This is a genomic window from Microcoleus sp. N9_A2, assembly GCF_036701775.1.
In the GTDB taxonomy this organism is placed as follows: Bacteria; Cyanobacteriota; Cyanobacteriia; order Cyanobacteriales; family Microcoleaceae; genus Microcoleus.
This window is the reverse complement of record NZ_JAUBRH010000051.1, coordinates 27915-50599: the sequence shown is the minus strand read 5'-3', so window position 1 is coordinate 50599 and position 22685 is coordinate 27915. Positions and strand designations below refer to the sequence as shown.

20 protein-coding genes and 1 pseudogene are annotated in these 22685 nt (G+C 44.8%); 15 read left to right on the top strand and 6 right to left on the bottom strand.

Translation table 11 applies throughout. The features are described 5' to 3' along the window. Both QUA44_RS23380 and QUA44_RS23375 read right to left on the bottom strand, forming a co-directional pair. On the bottom strand, positions 1 to 597 hold a 597-nt coding region (locus QUA44_RS23380), incomplete at its 3' end, for an NACHT domain-containing protein (protein ID WP_333309954.1). 225 nt (positions 598 to 822) lie between these two features. Further along, a pseudogene (locus tag QUA44_RS23375) lies at positions 823 to 1160 on the bottom strand (hypothetical protein); the annotation flags it as partial. Between the two features lie 182 nt (positions 1161 to 1342). On the opposite strand from QUA44_RS23375, the gene QUA44_RS23370 reads away from it, so the two are divergent. From QUA44_RS23370 to QUA44_RS23355, 4 genes are all read left to right on the top strand, one after another. Beyond that, on the top strand, positions 1343 to 1555 hold the full coding sequence (locus QUA44_RS23370) for a hypothetical protein (protein ID WP_333254714.1): 213 nt from the start codon (positions 1343 to 1345) through the stop codon (positions 1553 to 1555). A gap of 373 nt (positions 1556 to 1928) precedes the next feature. Then, a complete protein-coding gene (locus QUA44_RS23365; RefSeq protein WP_333254717.1) occupies positions 1929 to 2801 on the top strand; it encodes a ParA family protein in 873 nt (290 codons plus the stop codon). Then, positions 2798 to 3244 carry a hypothetical protein gene (locus QUA44_RS23360; protein ID WP_333254719.1) on the top strand — a complete coding sequence of 149 codons (447 nt, stop codon included), beginning with the start codon at positions 2798 to 2800 and terminating at the stop codon, positions 3242 to 3244. Before QUA44_RS23365 ends, QUA44_RS23360 begins: the two co-directional genes overlap by 4 nt. A gap of 339 nt (positions 3245 to 3583) precedes the next feature. Then, positions 3584 to 4675: a hypothetical protein gene (locus QUA44_RS23355; protein WP_333254721.1), complete on the top strand. Its 1092-nt coding sequence runs from the start codon at positions 3584 to 3586 to the stop codon at positions 4673 to 4675. Between the two features lie 141 nt (positions 4676 to 4816). Here the strand turns inward: QUA44_RS23355 and hpsL are convergent, their stop codons facing one another. After that, positions 4817 to 6481 carry a hormogonium polysaccharide biosynthesis protein HpsL gene (gene hpsL / locus QUA44_RS23350; RefSeq protein WP_333254723.1) on the bottom strand — a complete coding sequence of 555 codons (1665 nt, stop codon included), beginning with the start codon at positions 6479 to 6481 and terminating at the stop codon, positions 4817 to 4819. Positions 6482 to 6769: 288 nt separating this feature from the next. Between hpsL and QUA44_RS23345 the strand changes: the two genes are divergently transcribed. Then, positions 6770 to 7471: an alpha/beta hydrolase gene (locus tag QUA44_RS23345; protein WP_333309951.1), complete on the top strand. Its 702-nt coding sequence runs from the start codon at positions 6770 to 6772 to the stop codon at positions 7469 to 7471. Positions 7472 to 7614: 143 nt separating this feature from the next. On the opposite strand, the gene QUA44_RS23340 is transcribed toward QUA44_RS23345, so the two are convergent. The 3 genes from QUA44_RS23340 to QUA44_RS23330 all read right to left on the bottom strand — a co-directional run bounded on the left by QUA44_RS23340 (position 7615) and on the right by QUA44_RS23330 (position 11825). Continuing rightward, positions 7615 to 8511, bottom strand: coding sequence for a CoA-binding protein (locus tag QUA44_RS23340; protein ID WP_333254727.1), 897 nt, complete (start codon positions 8509 to 8511; stop codon positions 7615 to 7617). 83 nt (positions 8512 to 8594) lie between these two features. Then, positions 8595 to 9803 carry a succinate--CoA ligase subunit beta gene (locus QUA44_RS23335; protein ID WP_333254729.1) on the bottom strand — a complete coding sequence of 403 codons (1209 nt, stop codon included), beginning with the start codon at positions 9801 to 9803 and terminating at the stop codon, positions 8595 to 8597. Between the two features lie 498 nt (positions 9804 to 10301). Further along, entirely contained in the window at positions 10302 to 11825 is a 1524-nt protein-coding gene (locus tag QUA44_RS23330) for a glycosyltransferase family 2 protein (RefSeq protein ID WP_333254730.1), read from the bottom strand. A gap of 246 nt (positions 11826 to 12071) precedes the next feature. Between QUA44_RS23330 and ebsA the strand changes: the two genes are divergently transcribed. The 10 genes from ebsA (at position 12072) to QUA44_RS23280 (ending at position 22553) form a co-directional block, all read left to right on the top strand. After that, positions 12072 to 12446 (top strand): type IV pilus biogenesis protein EbsA, encoded by a 375-nt coding sequence (gene ebsA / locus QUA44_RS23325; RefSeq protein ID WP_006634686.1) that lies wholly within the window; start codon positions 12072 to 12074, stop codon positions 12444 to 12446. Positions 12447 to 13059: 613 nt separating this feature from the next. Further along, positions 13060 to 13227: a hypothetical protein gene (locus QUA44_RS23320; RefSeq protein WP_333254733.1), complete on the top strand. Its 168-nt coding sequence runs from the start codon at positions 13060 to 13062 to the stop codon at positions 13225 to 13227. A 585-nt stretch (positions 13228 to 13812) separates the two neighbouring features. Further along, positions 13813 to 14910: a phosphotransacetylase family protein gene (locus QUA44_RS23315; RefSeq protein ID WP_333254735.1), complete on the top strand. Its 1098-nt coding sequence runs from the start codon at positions 13813 to 13815 to the stop codon at positions 14908 to 14910. 278 nt (positions 14911 to 15188) lie between these two features. After that, the gene (locus QUA44_RS23310; protein ID WP_193974988.1) at positions 15189 to 15692 is read left to right on the top strand and encodes a DNA recombination-mediator protein A; all 504 of its coding nucleotides are present in this window, start codon (positions 15189 to 15191) and stop codon (positions 15690 to 15692) included. A 15-nt stretch (positions 15693 to 15707) separates the two neighbouring features. Further along, positions 15708 to 16124: an MAPEG family protein gene (locus QUA44_RS23305; protein WP_333254798.1), complete on the top strand. Its 417-nt coding sequence runs from the start codon at positions 15708 to 15710 to the stop codon at positions 16122 to 16124. A gap of 210 nt (positions 16125 to 16334) precedes the next feature. Continuing rightward, positions 16335 to 16826, top strand: coding sequence for a YajQ family cyclic di-GMP-binding protein (locus tag QUA44_RS23300; RefSeq protein ID WP_265238175.1), 492 nt, complete (start codon positions 16335 to 16337; stop codon positions 16824 to 16826). 305 nt (positions 16827 to 17131) lie between these two features. Continuing rightward, entirely contained in the window at positions 17132 to 17551 is a 420-nt protein-coding gene (locus QUA44_RS23295) for a histidine kinase dimerization/phospho-acceptor domain-containing protein (protein WP_333254738.1), read from the top strand. Then, a complete protein-coding gene (locus QUA44_RS23290; protein WP_333254741.1) occupies positions 17544 to 18533 on the top strand; it encodes an ABC transporter substrate-binding protein in 990 nt (329 codons plus the stop codon). The genes QUA44_RS23295 and QUA44_RS23290 overlap by 8 nt, the downstream gene beginning before the upstream one ends. A 50-nt stretch (positions 18534 to 18583) precedes the next feature. Further along, positions 18584 to 21193, top strand: a complete 2610-nt coding sequence (locus tag QUA44_RS23285; protein ID WP_333254744.1) for an ATP-binding protein — start codon at positions 18584 to 18586, stop codon at positions 21191 to 21193. Continuing rightward, entirely contained in the window at positions 21183 to 22553 is a 1371-nt protein-coding gene (locus QUA44_RS23280; RefSeq protein ID WP_333254746.1) for a diguanylate cyclase domain-containing protein, read from the top strand. Before QUA44_RS23285 ends, QUA44_RS23280 begins: the two co-directional genes overlap by 11 nt. The last annotated feature ends 132 nt before the right edge of the window (positions 22554 to 22685 follow it).

The window sequence follows — 22685 nt, the reverse complement described above, 5'->3', positions numbered from 1 at the left end:
TTCCGCATTAAACTCCAAATTGCGAAACACATCAAACCCCGAAAAAGCATTTTGATCCGCCTCCCAAACATTCACCCTTAAAGTCACCACCACCCGCGCATCCTGCACCCAGAACCTTAATAAGTCTTTCCCCAACTGCTGCATTCCTTGAGTGTGCGTCATTTCATCCACACCATCCAGCAACAACCAAACCCGATTAATTTGTGCTTCTAAATCACCGCACGTCACTTCTCCTTGACACCGAGACAACCACACTTTTTCCAAATACTGACAGATATCTTGCTCGCCTAATTCATCTAAATCTATCCAAACCGGCAACCCCAAATCTTGCTCTAAAATCCAATCAGCAATCTTCTGTAACCGCGTGGTTTTCCCCGCACCCGGTTCGCCAATAATCGCAATTTTGCGCCCTTGACTGATGTCGCTTTTCCCTTGTCGCAACACATCTTCAAAAAAGCGTTCTTCAGCAATGGGAATCAGTTTTTCTGTTTCTTTTTCCTTTTCTTCCTGCTGATTCCTTGGCTGAGGTTTGGGTTTTTGAAGATGTGTTGCGACAATGGCTAAGGGAACATAAACGCCATCCAGTTGCGGTGTCATCCCGTTGGCGTTGGTGAAGAGGTTAGTGGTGAGTTGCTTTTGTTGCGCGAGGTTGTGGCGGCAGATTTCTTGCCAGTTTATGAGTTCTTCTTCAGGTTTAGGGGTTTTTCCAGCAACCGTTTCCCGCAGAGTTTCCTCCTGTTGCTTAGATTTTTCCGGGCGTTGGCGTTCCCATTCAATTTCAAATTGTCTTAAATTCTCTTTCTTGTCCCTACTCCACAACTTCAGACTAAAGTGCCACTCTTCTTCTCGCTGCGTCTTAAAGCGCTTATCTTCGAGAATTTGCAAAAAGTCCTTTAAATGCTCATTAAGTGCCTGTCTAATCTGCGTTGTAGTAATTTCCCTTCATGCTTATCTTTTGTGGTGAGAAATTCCAGCACCCTCAGTTTAGTTTCAATCTCCAATTTCGGCTGTGTGGTAGTTTCATCCTGCCATTTATGACTTAGGGAGATTCCACCAACGTCTTCTAATTCCAAATCGACATAAGCCAACAGTGCCTCTAATAAGCGTTTGGCACGTTCTTTAACAGCAGGCCCATAGGTGACTTTCTTTTTGCTCGGCATGGGTTCAAGGGAGGGGAATTGCAAAAGAACTTTGGGGGGGGCTGCAATCTCTACGACGTACCCCAAACCGCTCTAACGTTGATTATATCAAGTTTATGGCTGATTCAACCGGGGGGATTGCTTTGCTCTCCTACCCCAAACCGACCATACCTTCATACGGTTGAAATGAAGGCTGGTTAAGGATGAACGACCAAGAAGATAGAATCAAACAACGCGAAGCATTGGAAGATGCTCATGACAACTTTGTTGAACCATATATTAATCAATTTACTGAAGTCAACACCCAGTCTTTACCCAATATTGATGTTGCGCTTCCTGGGTTTTGCTGTGTGTCGGGATGGTTGATATTGACTCTGTTATATTGTTTTTGGATGCGCTGGCAAGGAAGAAAGTAATTTTGAAGTCAAAATAAGAACAATGTCGTTCCGCTTTTGCGAGTGTACTAGGACTAAAACCTGTGTCACAATTAGTAAGGTGCCCCCGCATCCTACACCCTCCATAAGATATCTCGAACTTCGTCTGACGCACCCTAAAAGTTGATTTCACTATCAGAGTAATTAAGGGATTTTTAGGTTTGTAGTTGAGTTCAAGGCGCTGCCGCCCAACTACAAACCTTGATTTGACATCATCTCGTGTTTATTTTATTATTAATTTCTCGCTCCGAGTCTCCCTTTCAGGTCAGTTGACACATGGAGCCGATCGCGCGCTGAACAAAGTCACACAATATGTTTTAATAAAAAATTGAGCAAAATCCAAACAAAGCCAGCCATGAGTCCAAAATCAATAGCGGTAATCAACTTCAAAGGCGGAGTCGGAAAGACCACCGTCACTTGGAGTCTGGGAAATATTATATCCCAAGGAACAGACTTAGAAGTCTTGATGTTAGACCTAGACCCGCAAATGTCGCTCACAGATGCGATCGGGCTTAACGAAAATACCGGTCATTTAGATGATAAGTTTGGTAAGTGGTACGAACAATCTCTCAAGCACAGACTCACAATTTACGACGCCCTCGAAGTCTTTAAAAAAGCCGGACAAAACTTTAAATTTCCCGTTGGTTTCGACACGATTTATCAGATTGACGAACAATTACATTTTGTCCCTTCAGTTGAAGAATTGTATTGGTTGGATTTAGATGGATTTGAGGGAAAAAGTGTTAAAGACTTCATCCGCCAATTCATCGGCAAAATCGCCAACTCTCCCAATCTCCCCAAATACGACTTGATGCTTTTTGACTGTTCGCCTTCCTTCAGTCTCCTCACCTATAGCGTACTCTCTTGCTGCGACTTAATATTAATTCCCGTCAATCCAGATTATTTTGGTTCTAGGGGATTGAGTTTAGTCTTAAACTCTCTCCAAAAACGGATTGAACCTTATCCGTTTCCCAAGATAGCAGTGTTTATGAATAAAGCTAAAACCTATGGAGGATTGCTAACAAATGAAGTTCAGTTTTACATGAGAGAAGTCAAGAGACTTTGCGCTGAGATATCCAAAGACAATAACATAGAAGTTAGATTTTTGGAATCGACGATTCGGGAAAGCGTGGGGCTAAAACGGGCGATTAATGAGGGAGAACTGCCGCGAGAATTAGTTAGAGAATTTGAAAAACTATGGCGCGAGTGTGAGGAGTATCTGAAATGAGTAAAAAAGAAATTTTGGCTGCTTCCGAACAAGAAAGCGGGGGGTTAGTTGAGGAAATTGGCGAACTTAAGGAAATCTTGCGGGACGTTGCTCGAAAATTAACCCGGCTTGAGACTCAAGTCAAGCGGGGAGTGCTTTCTGCAGGGTCAAAAACTTCGGATCTTCCCAGGGGTGCTGATGTTAATAAACTTGCTAATTTATCGGCGGGAAATGTTCTCGAAGTTTATGAAGAACTGCGTTTACAAGCTAAGAATGGTAATGAAGAAGAGGTGAGACAAAAATTGTTGACTATGAGTGCAACTGACTTGAACTTGATGTGTTGCGAGTTAGGAATGCCGCCCAGCAGCAAGAATCCGTCCCGCAAAAAAATGTTCGAGCTAATTATTGGTAGAATTAAACAGAGTTTGAGGCTGTCGAGACATATCGACAGACAAACACTGTGAATGGGCATTGGGAATGGGGCATGGGGAATGGGGCATTGCTGCCAATTCGGCATTGGTAATAGTTTGGAGTTAGAATTTGCCATATCCCCCCAGCACTTTAAGAAGTCGGGGATATGAGGACTGAAGACTGTGAAGATTTAAAAGTAAGGAGATGATATTGACAAAATGCGTTTGCATAAATTATTGCGAATTAGGCCGATCGCCCTTATCTCCCTAACACTCTTATTCAGCTTGTTTTTGAGCCTTCACAGCCCCGGATCACCCGCAGCCCAAAAACCAAGGATTCTAGCGTTTGCCGCCCTCCAGAGGCGCGGCAGCGAGGTTAGAAACAATTTATTTATGGTCAATACTAACGGGGCCCGCCGCCAACTTGCACCCAATATAGATGTTAGCTACACGCTAGTTTGGTCGCCCAATGGCGATCGGCTGGCTTTCGTCAGCGGAGACACTGACATTTATACAGTCAAGGCTGACGGTTCCGGGCTAACTAAACAGTTTGCTGGGGAGTCTTGCAAAGCAACTAATTTTGAAATAGTTTGGTTTTCCAACAGCCAAAAACTTGTTTTTGCCCGTTCTTGCGACGGTTTTACCTCAGATTCTCCCGGCAGTCAATCACTTTATACGAGCGACACTTCGGGTATTAAAGGAACTAAATTAGTTCGGAATTGGGAATTAGGAGGACGACCGGCTAAAACTGAAATTTCATCGGAATTTTATATTTCACCCGACGGCCAGCAGGTAGCATTTATCAAGGATAAAAATATCTACAAAATGAATTCCGACGGTTCGGGCCTGACCAAACTCACTCAAAGTCCCGGCGAGTATACATCCGGCGGTATGGAACTTGTTTGGTCGCCCGATCGCACAAAAATCGCTTTTTTCTCCGGCACCTATCCCAAACAGCAAATTTACACGATTAATGCAGGCGGCACAAACCTTAAAAATTTGACTAACAACCCGCAAAATGAGGTTTACAACGTCAAACTATTTTGGTCACCCGACAGCAGCCGCATTGCTCACTATCATGGCAAAGCGGGCGATTTGAGCGGGGAAAAGCAGGATATTTATGCGATCGACATTAACCGGGGAACCGCCCAGAACCTCACCCAAAAACCCGGAAACTACGATACACTTTCCTGGTCGCCGGATGGCCAACTTATTGCCTTCCTCGCCGGAGACTTCAACAATCAAAAACTATACACAATCAATGCTAAGGGTCGCCAGCTACATCAACTAGCTCCTCGGCTAGAACTGTCTGGAATTTTTGAATTAGCTTGGTCTTCTGACAGCCAGCAAATTGCTTTTGCTTTTAATGAAATCCAAGGCGATAAAAGCAACTTATATGTAATTAATTGGGACGGTTCTGGATTGACTAAATTAACAAATGACAAAGATTTGAATGCTAGCGATCCGGTTTGGCAACCGCAGTAAAGTTAAGAGCCAAAATATGCTGTAGGGGTGGGCTTTAGCACAAAGAAATCCAGAACGGCGGGCTATCTTTGCACCGCCTTGGAGCGAAAGCGGGTTACTGAACAACAAAGAATCCACCAAACTCAACACTCAAAACTCTTCTCAAATTGGGGAAGATGCAATAATTTTTTTCTCCTTTAATGGCTGGTGAAGTTGCAATTCATTTGACTCAACTTCCTGGTGTTTTTCATCCTGCACCTGTTTATCAATTTTGGGCAACTTTAAAATCGCCCCAGCTAAAACCCAATAATACACGGACACTGGATCTACATCCAGCGGATAGTATTGAGTATTGATCGTAATAAATGCAACAAACACCCAAAAACTAGCTCCGTAACTCCGCAAACTTTTGTCCTTGACTGATCGGTAAGCTCTAAAAGTTAGAAAAGCTAAGTGTAAAAGCATGATCTGAAAACTAATCATTCCCGGATAACCTAGTTCGTATATCAACTTAGGTTGGAAAGTTTCAATTAGCTGCGTGGCACCAAATATTCGCGTTGAATTAGTGGCTCGTCCCACACCTCTACCGAGAGGTTTGTCAATGATAAAATTGTTGCTCTGCTCGAACTGATTAAAGAGAAACTGCTGGGGCGGTGCAGCATTCCAGCGACTAACAAAACTCTCCCACCGCTGCTCGACAATTCCCGGGTTAATTGCTGCACCGGCAAACAGCAGAATCGCCAGTCCTGCACCGATGGGAATAAATCGTTTGAAATTAACTAATTGACCAGTGAGAATTAGCAGGATAGCCGTGGCCACTGGAACCATAACTAAAGCAGCTCTTTGACCAGAAATAACTGCATTAGCAAATACTAATGCCATGCCCAATAAACCGATAACTCGCCACCAAAATGAAGGGTCACAAAAAGCAGAGGCAAAGGTTAAAAAAGCATTAGAAATTAAAAACCAAGCCCACTGCCAAGGCGCTACAAAAGTTCCAGGCAAGCGGATCAACTTGACTTCTGGACTGAACACTAAAGAACCGCCGACAAAACATCTAGCTTGCAGCGTTGCTTTATATAAGTCGTTTCCGATCATTCCTCGGGTACCCGCACACTTTCCACTTTGCAGCAACAGGTACTGAATCAAACCTAGAAGGCAGCAAACGATCGCCAAAACGATGTGCATTCGACTAAAAAATACTAAATCCTTCTTAGTGCGGATCAGATAATAGGTACAAGCAATCAGCGGTATGTAACCTATCAATACTTTTAATCCGAGAATTCCTTGCAGAATTGGTTTGTCGCCCGCCCTAGGGTTGAGCTGCATCTCCCCGTTCACAAAAATTAAAGTCAGGATTGCCATCATCAACAGGATGCTGAAGGTAGAAAGCATTGGTTTGGGAATGAACAGGGGCAACTGTTTCTTTTTGCAGCTTTGAATTAGGGCGATGAGGGCTGGTATGTAGAAAGCATCTTTGGCTACTTGAAATGCAGCATTACCTCCGCCAATTGCATAAGTAATTGTACCGCTAAAAGGCAGGTAAATTAGAAAAGTCCATAAAGCTTGACGGGGGTATTTGTAGGAAAGCAGCAAGATGGCTAAGGCTGCGCCTCCTGCAATAGCAATCTTAGGGCCGGCTACGAACAACAGGAGGATGCTGGCAGTAAGGCTGACTAAGCAGCTTATGGCGATCGCCTGCACTAATTCATTGCGCTTTTGTGAAGTTTTGCGTTTTTGTGCAGCTACTTCTTTTTTGGCGATCGCTGTTGTTTTTTCGCTATGCTTGTGTTTGGATTTCTTGGATTTGCGCTTGGTTTTCAACATAACTTCTAGAAGGCACTTATGTAGAAGGCTGAAGGCACTCAGATGTAGAAGGCTAGAGATGTAGAAGGTAGAAGGTAGAAGGTAGAAGGCCGAATGAAGAGAAGCAAAAATATTTCGGCAGATGCGGTTACTTATTTTTAAAGTCAAGATCAGAAAAAGTCTCGATCGAGATTGTGGGTGTGACGCGGGCACAAATTACACGGGCTACCTTGTAGAATATAACTGCTGCATCTATAATGTACAAAAATGTACAAATCTCGAAAAAATAATTTTAATGTAGCGGTGAATATGAAATTAACAAAATTTGTATCGATCGGCATTGCCCTAGTTTTAGGAGCAAGCGCGAGCATATTATCTAGCAGCAGTAGAGCATTAGGGGCCGAAAAAGTTGTCCTCACATTTGGCCCGATCAGACAAGCCATCAATATCAGCGACTTAGAAGAATTTGCTAAAAACGGCACGACGACGCCAACCCTCCAACAAATTATCCGGGTCTCCAAAATGGACGCGCAAATACTGCGGGGGTTCATGGGTTTAGAAATTGGTTTAAAGCCTGCTAATCTGGCTAGGGTGGTTTACAGCACCCCAGGAGAAAAAATCACTGACGACATCGGTCAAGCAATTCGGACTCAGCGCCGCACAGAAAGCGGGAAAGCTCTGCGGGCAGCAGTGATCCTGGCATCCGGGGATGACGGTAAGGTATCGCTGCTGGAAATCCTGAAAAAGTATCCTCTCAACGAGGTTTACGTAGATGTTGCCAGCCTTCGCACCGCTGTTGGGAAAGTTCAGAGTATAGCTGGAACTCTGCGAAGCCTGCTTGAAGATGTGACGCGATCGACAACTCGCACAACTGAAACAACTCGCACCGAAAGTCCGATCGAACCTCGTCGCAGCGTGCAGCCAACAACTCCGCCTCCAGCGCCGCGCCGCGCCGCCCCATTGCCAGCGCCCGCACCGCAGCCTGTGACGCCGATCAGAGGGCTTTGGTAAAAAAATCATACATGTGTCCTCAAGGCGGGTTGAAGCGGCTGTTGTGGCATTCTGCAGACACTTTTGAGACCCAACCCGCCCCCGCACTACCCCTATCCCAACCCCCAAGAGGGTTAGGACTTTTGTGAAAACTCCCAAAGCAATCAATTTGTCTTGAGCAATTTTTTGAGCAACTTAGGAATCTCTGAAGGTCGAGCCGCCACAGGTATGTCCGCCTCTTCAAAGGCAGCCATTTTGTTTGGGGCCGTAACTCCAAAGGCTTTCTGGGCAGCCGCCCGAGAACTGATCAGGATGCCGGCGTGGCCCAAAGACGGGCCCTTGGGAGCGTAGCGGCCGGCTAGATAAGCAACCACGGGTTTGTCGATCGCCGAAGCGATGTAAGAAGCAGCAGCTTGTTCACTCCACCCGCCAACTTCCCCTACCAAAACCATCGCTTCGGTACTGTCGTCTTCGTCCAAAAGTTGCAGCCACTGCATAAAAGAAGAACCGACAATCGCGTCGCAGCCAATACAAACCGCCATCGACTGTCCCAACCCAGCCTCCGTTAGTTCTAGGGCAACTTCGTAAGTCAAAGTGCTGCTGCGACTGATCACTCCCACCGGGCCGGGAGTGTAAAATTCCTTGGGGTGAGTTCCCAGCAGCAGTTTGTCGGGCACAATAATCCCCGGACTGTTGGGCCCGATTACCAAAGTTTCGGTGGCCTCTGCTTTTCTGACTAAGCGCACCATATCCAGAGGAGGCACTCCCCCAGTAACGATCGCGATTTGCCGAATTCCTGCCGCGATCGCTTCTAGAGCCGCATCCAGCACCGAGTAAGCGTCTACAAAAATTACCGCAGTGTCAACGTGACCCACTGCCGCCACTGCTTGTTCTACCAAATCAAAAACCGGAATTCCCTCCAAATCCAGCCCCCCCCGACCGGGACTGACACCGGCGACTACATTCGTGCCGTATGCTTTCATCATCAGGGCGGCGCGGGTGGACGCGGGAGATTCTGTAATGCCCTGTACTAGGACTTTGCTTTCAGGAGTTAAATTCATTTTTTCCCACTTGACACTCGATCTGTAAAAAGCAGAAGGCCTTCATCTGTACAGAAATCTCGTTTTTTGCCGATCGACTGCCGCTACTTGGCGGAGGATACAGAAGCGGCCGCAGCCTCATCCAAAGTGCTAGCTAGCTGCACCGGCAACTGTCCCAAACGCTTTTTAACAGCATCAGCATCGATCTCTACCAGCCGGAGCACAACTTGGATGTGGCGGTTAGCGCGAGCTTTCCGTTCCAAATAGCCGGCTACTGCGGCGATTATTTCCTCTGTTTTGGAGGCGCTGCCCAAAATATTTACAAGTATCACCTTAACGCTTTTATCCTGAGCGACTAACTCCAGACCCAACTCCGCGCGATCGCGCAGGGCATTTGCTGCATCGTAGCGGTCTAGGGAACCCATATTCACAAAATTAGCTGGTTTTCCTCCTTGGTGGGTTACAGCATCCAGAGTTGCCATTGTCAGCCCCACTCCGTTGCACAAAATCGCGATATTCCCGTCTAGTTCTATTAATTGCAGGGATTCGGAATTCGAGATTGGGGATTTAGATTTGGGGTCTAATTCCGGAGACTGCTGAACCTTGGACTGGGAATGGGGGCTTCTCCTTTCCCGTGCCAACCCGCTGCTTTGCCTCTTGCCCGAGAGTGCTGCCAAATCTGGATGCCGTCCCAACGCATCGTCGTTGGCGGTGACTTTACCGTCTAAAGCCATTACCTCTCCCCTTGGACTGATGCCGAGAGGATTGATTTCTACTAAATCTAAATCTTTTTCGACAAACAGCCGGTACATTTTCTCGACAATGGTACTCACCGATTGAATCAAGTCTCCCTGCAATCCCATTTTCAGCGTAAGACGCCTCGCATAGAATGGGGAAAATTCTTGATCTACGGCAACTTGCTGCATTTGATCGATCGACCCTTCGACATCCATACCTCCTTGTCTCGAACCCAGAAGCACCGGGCGGCGGGCTACGGGGTCTAGGAGTACCGCTAAGTACAATTCTTGGTCAGCGTTGTACTTTGCTTCTGCCAGCAGGACTTGGGGATATTCATCCTCGATCGGCAAATTAAAAATTGTTTGAGCGGCTGCTACTGCATCGATCGTATTTTCCACAAACTTGATACCGCCCGCCCTGCCCCGTCCCCCAGCCCGCACTTGCGATTTGAGTACAACGGGGTAAGGAATTTTCAGTCCTTTGAGGTCGGCGGGATTGTCAATCCGCTGCGACGGCAAAATCGGAATTGCCATCTGGCGAAATAAAGATTTAGCTTGGTACTCTAACAAATCCATTATCAATTACGGGTGACGGGTAGTTGGCAACAAGCAATTCGTCCTAATTGGCAATTCATAATTAATAGATAGTAATTGGTTTTTTGTCAAGTTAAAAGTTAAAAATTAAAAATTATACCTTTTATCTTTTAATTTTAGACTTTTGTATTGCCGATTACTTATTCGTTATTACCGCTCGCCGATGATTTATCACCTCATCTGTTTCGCAGTGTTTTCTCGGAGAATTGCCCAATTTTATTGTGGCTCTGATTGAGACCTATTTGGTCATCAATTGATGGATTTTTTTTTTCTAAAATCTTCGGACTTTTGACAATACTGTTCCGAAATATTTCTGCTAGCTAATTATCAATTGATGCTAAGTAAATCACCTAATTAAACCTCAAATACGGCTCGCGTTCAAGCTTGCCGTGTATGTCTTCTCCCTTCTTCCTAATGACTAATGACTTCTTCCCTTTTCCATCTTCCTTCGGTCAACTGTCAACTGTCAACTGTCAACTGTCAACTGTCAACTGTCAACTTAGCAGCGCCTTGGTGGACGGTTTTGACCCATTTGAGCCGCTTAGGCCGTACCGCAATCCGAGCCGTCACAGTCCCTACCAGCAGCCAGTGGAACATATACACAGTACCCCGCAGCGTTTGCAGCAAGGTGACAAAAACTCGCCTTACGTCAAATTTGGTCTCTTTGCGAGTGCGGCGCAAACCGACAAACATTCCCACCACCGACAATGTAAGGGTCATAAAAGTTATGGGACTGGCGATCGGCATCCGGCGCAGCGCAATTGACATGACAAAGTCGGGTAGCGCTACTGTGGGTAAGAAATATTGAGACACCCAAAATCCAAATAAATCCCAAGTTTTCCCAGTTCCCATGCGGTTCCGCAAAATTAGCCGCCAGTAGTCAAGATAACGCTGATAGCCACCTTCTGCCCAGCGATTGCGCTGGTGCCACAGGGCGCGAGCGTTAGTGACTCCTTCTTCTGACACGGCTGGAAAAGCGAGAAATTCAATGTCCCATCGGTCTAGGTGCAGCCTCACCGTCAAATCCAGGTCATCGGTAATCGTCTCCTCGTTCCAGCCTCCGCAGCTTTCCAAGGCGGTGCGGCGCATGAATTGGCCGTTACCGCGCAATTCTCCAATGCCGCCGATCGCAATCCGCTGCTGCTGGAAAAAACTGTCGAGAGCCATTTCTGCTTCTTGGCCGCGAGTCCACAAATTTACCGAAGCATTGGCGATGGCTTTTCTGACTTGCACAGCCCCTACCTTTTCTCCTTGGAACACTGGCAGCACCCGGCGCAGCAAATCCGGTGTTACCGTCGCGTCGGCGTCAAATATGCCGACAAATTCCCCGCGAGTCAGCGGTAACACTTGATTCAGGGCTCCCGACTTGCCGCCGCTGGCATTTGCTCCTCTGCGAAATACTTTGAGCTGAGGGTACTTTTTGGTTAGCTGTTCCAATACTAGCGGCGTGTCGTCGCTGCTGTGATCGTCGATCGCCCAAACTTCGTAGCGGTCGATCGGATAATCTACATTGCAGATCGATTCTACGAATCGGGCAATCACCGCTTCCTCATTTTTCGCCGCCACTAGCAGCGACACGTAAGGCCAATCTTCTCGACTTTCATCGGCAAGAGGCGGCAGTGCGGGCTTGGGCGAAGCAAATAAAACTCGAAATGCTTGCATCCACAGCAGTCCCGTCAACCCCCACACTACCCACGCACCCCAAGAAATCAAGTGCAGGGCGATCGTGCCGGCCCAAATCGCAGTCAGCACTGCGGCGGCTTTTCCGCGGCGTCCCCGGTACAGATTTTGAGGAAAAGAGGGAGTTCCCGGCACAGACACCGCCACCGGGAGCTCTGCTTTTGTTTCCGCGTCAAACACCCTGTCGCCAATGTCTGGTATAGCAAATACTTTGCTGAGCTTCGAGTGCGAGGTCAAACTCTTGAGCTCTTCTTGAGCTAAATCAGAGATGTCCAAGTTAAGCTCGCTGCGAGCGTCGTTTTCTGGCCAAGAACTCTCCTGCATAGGTTACTTGATTCAACCACCAATAGTTTTTGATTTTAGATATAAGCATCTACTGTATCAGTTTCTGGGCTTTTGTCGAAAGCGGACGGGAGGACAACCAGCGGGTTCGGTGCTTGTACGGCCCTGGTAAACCGGCACTGCATAGAGTATTTGGGTTGACTTTTGCTTGCGATCGACCAGGAATATCTGCTAGTTTTTTCAGGGGATCTAAACTATCTGTTAGTAATAATTGTCTGAGGTGGAAATATGTCTATTCCTCAACTCAAGCCAGCCGATGACAAAGAAGTGAAAGTCTACGCGCCTTTCTGTCAAGAGCCCAGGCGTAAGTTTTTACCGCACGCTATTGGCCTCTACAAGCTCAAAAGCTTGGAGGGGGCAAGAAAAATTGACGGCGGGGAGAGCGTGCCGTTTGTCGCTAGTTGGAATATCTCGTCGCTGCCGATCGATTTAACCCGCTGTCGGGTTTTGTTTGACGGCAATGCTGAACTCAGCTACGAAGTGACTATGCAAAGCTCTGAGTTTGTTAGTTGCTTAATTGAGGTTCTCCTGACTTTTCAGCGAACTCGTACCGTCGATTTTTCTAAAACGTTTTACCGCAAGCTGATGCGAATGGATGAATAACTTTCACCGCAGCCGCACTCCCAAAAGTCCGCAATTGACTATCAAGCAATTTAATCCGGGGCCCCCGGATTGATTCGTGGAGCGAGAAAAAAGCTCCGAATCCCGAGCCCCCGGATTTATCAGTGGGGTCGCTTTCTTCAATCTAAAATCTAAAATCTAAAATCTAAAATCGATTGACAGGCGCTATAACTGGCGCATCAATAGTGTAAAGCCACGACGGCAATATTACATGATTGGTGCGCCAGCCCTATTTGAGAAGTGGAAATAGTAAGTGAGTTCTTGGATCATTCTCAATAATCCCTTTGGGGATCAGCACTTATCCCCATTCCTAAAGTAAATCAACCGCAATTGTCAGTTGAGGCTGATACAGATTTCGCGTAGGGACTCAGGCTTTGTTTGAGTCCCTACCTATATTTCATCCAATTGAAAACTGTTGTATTTGTTGTGGAACAAGCGCAAAAGCCTATTTCGGAAATTGGTGCTGTGCGAGTACGCGCGAGCGAAGCTATCGCCGTTAGGCGAATCGCGCCGTCCGATTTCGTTCAAATTTTGCGACTCGGTAGCTGAGAGGAAAGCGCTGTAGATCCGCCCAAGGAAAATCAATCTACAGCGCTTGAACTGCGATCGGGCTAGCATCGCAATCAGCCAAAAGGCTACGGAAATGCCAGCTCACGCCACCCGACAATTTATGTGTTTAGAAGCTAAAAGCCGGATTTTAAGCAGCTTATTGCTCGCAGTGCCACCGCTCAGTTTGAACGCGGGCGATCGCACTAATAATTAATAACTAATAATACAACCTATCGATTTTCAATTATATGCAAAAATGAGCAGGGAAGCACCGGGCTTTATTCCTACAAAATACCTGTTTGATAGCAATCATAAATGAGTCGTATTTTTTTATCCCACCCAAGCTCCCCTTATGAAGGGGAGGGTGGAAAAAAATCACAAATGATTTATAATTGCTAGATCCCAAACAAAAACTTCCCCCAGCCCTCTCAATAGGTATTTCTAGTAAAATTACCACTTCTAGCCGATTATGTTTATTTTATAAACATCGGAATTACTATCTAATTTTCCTCCTAATAATTGCTAAGATTTTTATAATTAAAATTGATTTTTCAATGAAGCAGGGGCGAGAAATTATTATCAAAAACTGCGGCTAAAACAAACAATTTAAAAACGGCTTTCCCAAAATCAAGTAAAAAGAATGGGAAGAAAAGGGTTGCTAACAGCCGAATAAAAACTTTTCGTAAAAAAACAATCTGCCCAAAAGTGACAAAATCGAGTATAATAGTATTGCCAAATTGAGTCGCAGTTCAGAAATACTGTAGAAAAAACTAAATTTATTGAAATAGACAGGTGTAAATTGAGGATTGAAGGCGTACCCAAATTGACTAAATATTTACTGATCGGTTCCACAAAAGCTTACAGCGGCAAGTCGGCCATCGCCCTGGGGATGGCACTCGCACTCCGGGCAAAAGGACTCGCCGTCGCCTACGGCAAACCTCTGGGAACCTGTTTCAGCTCGGAGGGAGCTGGAGCCGAGGAGGAAGACGTGCGGTTCGCGGTAGAGACGCTGAAGCTCTCAGAAAGTCAGATGCCGTCAACACTGCTGTATTTGGACGAGGAGACGGTTCACAAGCGTTTGCAGGGAGAAGACAAGACAGACTACCGGCTCTCTCTGGCGCAATATTTGCAAGCCCCCAGCACTGACTTGGTGCTGTTAGAAGGCCCCGCTAATTTGGAGGAAGGCAGTTTGTTTGATTTGTCTTTGCCTCAAGTCGCCTCAGCGGTTGATGCCTCTGTGCTGCTGGTAGTGCGCCCGATCGATCTGTATGTAGACGATTTGCTGTCGGCTAAACAGCGTTTGGGTTCGCGCTTGGCTGGCGTTGTCCTCAACGACGTGCCCTCGGACAAACTCGAATCGATCACGGCGACAGTGCGGCCTTTCTTGGAGGCTGCGGGTATTCCAGTTTTGGGAATGCTGCCGAGAAGCGCTTTGCTGCGGAGTGTCAGCGTCAAAGAATTGGTGCACCAATTGAAAGCCGAAGTGCTCTGCCGTCCAGACCGTTTGGATTTGATGGTGGAAACCTTGACAATTGGCGCGATGAATGTTAGCTCGGCGATGAAGTATTTCCGCAAAGCGAGAAATATGGCGGTAGTCACCGGGGGCGATCGCACCGACATTCAACTTGCGGCCCTGGAAAGCTCAACTCAGTGCTTAATTTTGACAGGCCACTTGCCTCCTTCTCCCCTGGTAATCGGCAGAGCAGAAGAAATGGAAATTCCAGTGTTGTCTGTAGATTTGGATACCCTAACCACGGTAGAAATTATCGACAGCACCTTTGGCAGCGTGCGCCTGCACGAACCGATCAAGGTGGAATGCGTTACTCAGCTAATGGCAGAACATTTTGACCTTGAGGGCATGATGGCATCCTTGGGCCTGAGCGATCGAGTCCATTAATAACAGAGCCGGAGCTGAGGGAAGAAGGTATTCGGCAGAGAGAATTTTTTGTTTAAATAAATAAAAAGCCAAAATTCTTAAATTCTCAATTTTTCTTAAATTCTACCTTGAGCTCCGGCTGCCGAATGTCTTGAGACATTCTGCCTTCTGGCTTCCTCAAATCTCCAGATCCTCTAGTCTGATCCCGTAAATCAGCAATTCTTAACTTCTTTTTGGTGGCAATGGCTAGTGAGTCTGCTAAAATCCACAACGTAGTTTTATTTAATTTAATAAATTCTTTGAGTCAATCTATTGAGCTACCCAGAGTTGATGATTTTTTACAAGAACTTGCGGCGATCCAGCAAACCAGCTCCAAGCGGATTGCTCTTTTGGGTTCTCGTCACGTTCCTATTACCCACCAGCAGCTAATTGAGATGCTGAGCTACGCCTTAGTTCTGGGAGGCAATCAGCTCATCACATCAGGCGCTACAGGCACTAATTCCGCCGCGATTCGGGGGGCAATGCAGGCAGATCCTAACCTGCTGACGGTGATTTTGCCCCAAAGTATGAGCCGCCAGCCGCGGGAGTCTCGCGAGCAGCTAGAACAAGTGATACATTTGGTGGAAAATCCTAAAAATGATAGCTTGTCTCTCCCGGAAGCAAGCGCCATGTGCAATCAGGAGATTATTTCTCGCTGTCAGCAACTGATCTGTTTTGCTTTTCACGAAAGCCACACTTTGCTGAAAACTTGCCAAGATGCGGAGGAACAGCGCAAGGTGGTTACTCTGTTCTATTTTGATTGAACTGCGAGGCGGATGATGCTGTTGGGATTGCCTGTGTCGGTTATTCTGCTTGATTGTATTGCTGTGGCGGCGGCGCTGGTTTATGCACCGTTTTTGGTGGTTGCCCTCGCCCGCTTGCAGCTAGGCTATGACCAAGCAGCCCCCCGCGCTATGTTTGAGAGGTTGCCTGCTTACGCTCAGCGGGCAACTTGGGCGCACCAAAATTCGTTTGAGACGTTTATGCTGTTTTCAGCGGCGGCTTTGATGGCTTTTGTGACGGGGGTAGATTCGGAGGCGGCGGGTTGGGCTGCGATCGCTTTTACGATCGCCCGCTTGTTATTTTCCGTTTTCTATATTCTGAATGTGCCTCTGGGGCGATCGCTCATGTTTGCGATTAGTTCTTCCTGCACAGCTACTTTATTCTATTTCAGTTTGATGGCTGTGAATGGCTAATTGTCAGTTGTCAGAAAGAAGAAGGAAGAAGGAAGAAGGAAGAAGAAAGAGGGAAGAGGGAAGAGGGAAGAAAGAAGAATATTTTAAATTCCCAATTCCCAATTCCCAATTCCCAATTCCTAATTCCCAATTCCCAATTCCCAATTCCCAATTCCCAATTATCCATTACCAATTACCAACTACCAATTACCCATTACCAATTACTAATTTATGGCTGCTAATTATTCATTCGATATTGTCAGCGAGTTCGACAGGCAAGAATTAGTTAACGCTGTTGACCAAACAGTGCGGGAAATCCAAAGCCGCTACGATTTGAAAGATACCAAAACTACCGTAGAATTGGGCGAAGAATCAATCACTGTTAATACGGACAGCGAATTTACTCTCGATGCGGTTCACACTGTTTTGCAAACTAAAGCCGCCAAGCGGAATTTATCTTTGAAAATTTTTGATTACGGCAAAATTGATCCTGCTAGCGGCAGCCGCGTCCGTCAAGAAATTAAACTGAAAAAAGGACTAACTCAAGAAATCGCCAAACAGATTACTAAGTTAATCCGCGATGAGTTCAAAAAAATTCAAGGTTCGATTCAAGGCGATTCAGTGCGGGTTTCTGCTAAAGATAAGGATGATTTGCAGTTGGTGATTCAACGCTTGAAACAAGAAGATTATCCGGTGGCTTTGCAGTTTAACAATTACAGGTAAATTTTTGAAAGCTAAGTATGGGATTCCCAGTTGTGCGATCGCCCTTTGAGTGCGATCTAAATTGCGTTGCGCTTCCTGGGATTCGGAAATCCTGCTTTGTTGCAAGCTGATGCTGATGCCTGGCTATATATGTGCAGCAAATCAACTTGTATATCGCTTTGGCAATAGACTTGAGTACAATCAATATTCTCAGCGTTCTGAACAAATCGATTCAGCCAAGCCTCAAGATATTTATGAAATAAGGGTTTGGAAGCTCTCCTACAGTTGCATTACTTTTTGGAACTGATATTACGCACAGCAAATATATGGGCCATGAATTGCGATCGCCCCTCAATTCTATTCTCGGCTTTTCACCATTGATGGTACGCGCTAACAACCTCTCCTCTGACCAAAATCAAAATGCGGGAATCATCTATCGTAGTGGTGATGATTTACTAACACTAATTAATGTACTAGATTTATCGAAAATTGAAGCAGGTAGAACGACTATAAATTATACAGGTTTTTACCTACATCTGTTACTGAAAAAATTAGAAAATCTGTTATATTTACGAGCTAATAATACGGGATTAAATTTGCTATTCCAGCGAACAGAAAATGTTGCCCTGGCCGGAGAAATTCCCCAAACAGAAACTCCTTCGATCAACTCCCTAAAAAAAATTGCTAGTCAATTCAATTGTGAGCAGCTTATTGATTTAGTAGAACCCGTGATAAGCAATGTCTAAACTACTCAGATCCCTTAGTATTTTTCTCATTACCTGCTGTCTGCTATCTGCTTGTCATCATCCAAGACAAACCGAATTAAAACGCCCTCCCTTGAAAGTAGGATTTACCATTTTTGTTGGCTATAATCCAGTTATCATTGCCCAAAAAAAAGGATTCTTCAAAGCAGAAGGAGTAGACGTGGAAATAATTTATATAAATTACAGCCAATTGCAACAAGCAGATTTCAGTGCCGGGAAGTATGATGGTGGTGGATTTGCCTTGGGAGGTTTTATGAGCTTGAGTGCCACAAATCCCGATATCCAAACTGTCATGGTTGTAGATGAAACCACAGGCGCAGATGTGGTAGTTGCACAATCAAAAATTCAAACCGTAGCTGACTTGAAAGGGAAAAACGTGAGCGCAAATCTAGGCGCATTTAGTGAAGTTTTTGTCACTGAGATGTTAAAAACTGCCAACTTAACGAAGGAAGATGTAAATCTAGTTAAATTCGACGCTTACGAATTTCCCCAACGCTTTAAAAGCAATGAAATCCAAGCTGGACACACTTGGGAACCCTATCTTTCTGAAGCCATAAAATTAGGAGGTCACATCCTATTTACCAGCAAACAAACTCCTGGCTTGATTTTAGATGTGGTTGCCTTTCGCGGTGAAGTAATCCGCGATCGTCCTGAAGATATTCGTGCATTTATTCGAGCATGGCTGCAAGCCGTGACCTACTGGGAAGCAAATGTTGAGGAAGGAAACGCTATCATTAGTAAAGCATTAAATATTCCTAGCAATACACTATCTTTAGAGGGCATAAACCTCACTAATCTTGAGGAAAATAAGAATTTTTTTGACCCTAGCAGCAGTCAGTCTATATACAAAAAAGCTAAGATATATACAGACTTTTTTATTCGCTCTGGCGACGTTACACGCATTCCAGCTATCAAAACTTTGTTTAATTCATCTTTCTTATCTCCTTCTAATGTGCGCCCATGAATCACTCACTTTTAACCAGTATCCGTACCAAGTTAATCGTATCATTTCTTATGGTTGCTCTCATCCCTTTACTGTTGTTAAGTTATCTGAATAAACAGACAACAGAAAAGGCACTAACTGACAACGCACGACAAGCTCTATCTGCGGCAGCCAAGGAAACTGTTAACAGAATAGATGCGTTTATTGATACTAATCTCAATGCCGTGCGCGTAGAAGCGATTTTACCAGGTTTATCTGCTTGCCTCGCCCAACCGGTCGAACAGCGAAAGGATAGTCCTGAAATGCGGTTAGCGACAGAAACATTAATCCGTCTCAGTCGTAAAGATATGCTCAATATTATCTCTTACGCTTTGCTAGATATAAACGGACGGAATGTTTTAGATACGAATACACGGGATATTGGTCGAGATGAATCCAGTCAAAATTACTTTAGAAAACCTCTGCAAACTCAGCTACCTTTTGTCTCTAGTATGAAGCGATCGCCAAAAATTCCCGATCTAATTCAACTATTTTTTAGTAGTCCTGTTCGCAATGCAAAGGGAAAGATATTAGGGATCTTACGGGTATCCTACAATGCCACAGTTGTTCAGCAATTAGTAACTCGACAAACTGAGCGAGCCGGGGCAGAATTATCAGCAATTCTTTTAGATGAAAATTATATTTATCTAGCCCATAGCATAACACCTAAACTGCTTTTTAAATCCATTGTCCCTCTGTCGTCTGATGTCGCAACTAAACTACAAAGCGAAGGGCGTTTATCGAAGAGTTTGACTAAAGAAACTGCTACAAATTTACCCAAAATCAAGCAAGCATTAGATACCAAACAATCCTCTTTGATAGCATCATTTACGGGAAATGATAATCAGGCAAATTTGATCGCGATCGCTCGTTTACAATATAAACCTTGGTCTGTGCTTTTCGCACAACCGCTAGCTGTGGCTCTAGCGCCTGTGGAAAAGCAAATTAGTGATGCACTATTCCTATTTACACTAATCGCTGGAGTAGTAACAATCATCGCCGTTGCCATTGGGCAACTACTGACTAAGCCATTGATTTATCTGGCTAATATTGTGGCTGAGTTTACTGCAGGCAACTTAAATATCCGAGTTAAAATTAACTCAAAAGATGAAACAGCTCAACTAGCACGAGCTTTTAATAATATGGCAGGACAGTTACAAACATCTTTTGAAACCTTAGAAAATCGTGTAGAGGAACGAACAGCAGAGTTAGTCATTGCCAAAGAAAAAGCCGAAGTAGCAAATCAGGCCAAAAGTACATTTATTGCCAATATGAGCCATGAATTGCGATCGCCCCTCAATGCTATTCTCGGCTTTTCGCAATTGATGGTACGCGCCACAAATATGCCCCCTGAACAATACGAGAATGCCGGAATTATCTATCGCAGTGGTGATTATTTATTAACGCTAATTAATAATGTACTCGATTTATCAAAAATCGAAGCAGGTAAAACCACCCTTAATCTTACAGACTTTGACCTACATATATTGCTAAATGATTTAGAAGATATGCTGCATTTGCGCGCAACTAATGCTGGATTGAAGATGAGTTTTCAGCGCACCGAAAATGTCGCCCGCTATATCTGTACCGATGAACTAAAACTGCGTCAGGTTTTAATTAATTTACTCAGTAATGCAATCAAATTCACCTCAGAGGGGAACGTTACTCTGAATGTTTTTCAGGCAGAACAAGAAACCACAGATGTTTTTCAGATTCATTTTCGGGTGCGCGATACTGGGGTAGGTATTGCAGCAGCAGAACTGCCCAAACTATTTGATGCTTTTAGTCAAGCCCAAGCCGGAAAAGAAATGCAGGAAGGAACGGGTTTAGGTTTAGCAATCAGCCAAAAATTTGTGCAATTGATGGGGGGAGATATTTCGGCAAAAAGTGAATTAGGAAAAGGTACAACTTTCTCATTCTATATTCAGGTAAAATTGGGGCAGAAAACCCAGAGCAAGATTACAGGAGAATATCCCAGAGTGCTAGCACTTGCTCCCGGTCAACCTAGCTACAAAATTCTCACAGTCGATGATAAATATATTAATCGACAATTACTAATTAAGTTGCTCAGTCCCTTGGGATTTGAGGTGAAAGAAGCTAGTAACGGACAAGAGGCGATCGCAATTTGGGATGAATGGGAACCTCACCTCATCTGGATGGACATGAGGATGCCAGTGATGGATGGCTACGAAGCGACAAAATACATCAAATCTACCACCAAAGGCAATGCTACGGCTATAATCGCGTTAACAGCGAGTGTTTTGGAAGAAGAAAGGGCGATCGTGCTTTCAGCCGGTTGTGATGACTTCCTCCGCAAACCCTTTGTTGAACAAAGTATTTTTGATGCACTAACTAAGCATTTGGGTGTCAAATATATCTATGCAAAAAAAATATCTCCAGTCTTGGATGATACAGAAAAAAGCCCATTGACATCGGAAGATTTAACCTGTATGCCCCAAGAATGGATTAGTCAACTATACGCAGCGGCACTTGAGGCAAATACCAACCTCGTGTTACAAGTAGTAGGAGAAATTCCCCAAACAGAAACTCGTTTGATAAAATCCCTGACCAAAATTGCAATTCAATTTAAATTTGAGCATATTCTTGATTTAGTAGAACCTCTGATAAGCAATGAATCTTAATTCTGGCATCGAAAATAAAGGTAATATTCTAATTGTAGACGATCTTCTAGAAAATCTACAATTACTAAGCAATGCACTCCTCAAACTCGGCTACACTGTTCGCAGCGTCACCAGCGGGCGGATGGCACTAAAAACCGTGAATGTAAAGCGACCAGATGTAATACTTTTAGATGTTAAGATGCCCGAAATGGATGGTTATCAAGTCTGTAGAACTCTCAAAGCTGATGCAGATTTTAGCCACATTCCAGTAATTTTTATTAGTGCTTTAGATGATGTCTTCGACAAAGTAACCGCCTTTGATTCAGGGGCTATAGACTACATTACCAAACCATTTCAAATCGAAGAAGTCGTCGCGCGTCTGGAAAATCAGTTAACCATTCAACGCCAGCAACAGCTTCTGGAAAAAGAAAATATTAAGCGCCGGGAAACAGAAGAGGTACTTTATCAATCGAGGGCTTTACTGGCTAGTGTTTTGAATAGTTCCCTTGATGGTATTGCGGCAATGCAGGCTGTTCGTAATACCGAAACAGGGGAGATAGAGGATTTTGAGTGTTTAGTCGTCAACCCCGTGATTGCTAGAGCTTTTAAATGCAGTCGTGAAGAGATGATTGGCAAATTGGTACTCAAAAAGTTTTTTAGTAATATTGATCTAGAATTATTTGATCGCTTCGTTAATATTGTCGAGACGGGGGAATCTTTAGAACAGGATTTTTACTATGAATCAGGAAAATATTGCTGGTTTCACTTCGTAGCAGTCAAGCTAGGAGATGGTTTTTCCGTTACTATCCGTAATATTACCGCCCGCAAACAAATTGAATTGGCTCTGCAAGATGCCAATCAAAAATTAGAAGAACTGGCCAATCTAGATGGTTTGACTCAGGTGGCTAACCGCCGCTGTTTCAACAATCGCCTTCAAAGTGAATGGCAACGCCTAGCGCGAGAAAATCAGCCACTTTCTCTAATTTTATTGGACGTTGATAAATTCAAATCCTACAACGACTACTACGGTCATCTGGCTGGCGATGATTGCTTAATTAGAATAGGGCAAACCTTACAAAAAGTAGTCCGTCGTCCCACCGATTTAGCAGCGCGTTACGGTGGCGAAGAATTTGTGACACTCCTCCCTAATACGGATTTAGAAGGAGGGATTAAGGTGGCACAAAACATTCAGCAAGAAATTCACAATCTGGCGATTCCCCATGCAGAGTCTGACGTGAAGGAGATCGTCACAGTCAGTTTGGGTATTTCCTCACTCATACCAAGGCTGGAAGTTCAACCAGATACACTGGTAGCCTATGCAGACAAAGCTTTGTACGATGCCAAACAACAGGGGCGCGATCGCTGGAGTACAAATTGTTGAAAAATCGGGGTGTTTTTCGAGGAAGGGGGAATTATACCGTTAGACAGGATTTTTCGCCAGTTGTAATTAATCCTGGTTTGTTCTTTTCATGGTCACATCCTCAAATTTTTGATAATGAAAGTTTGATATTTT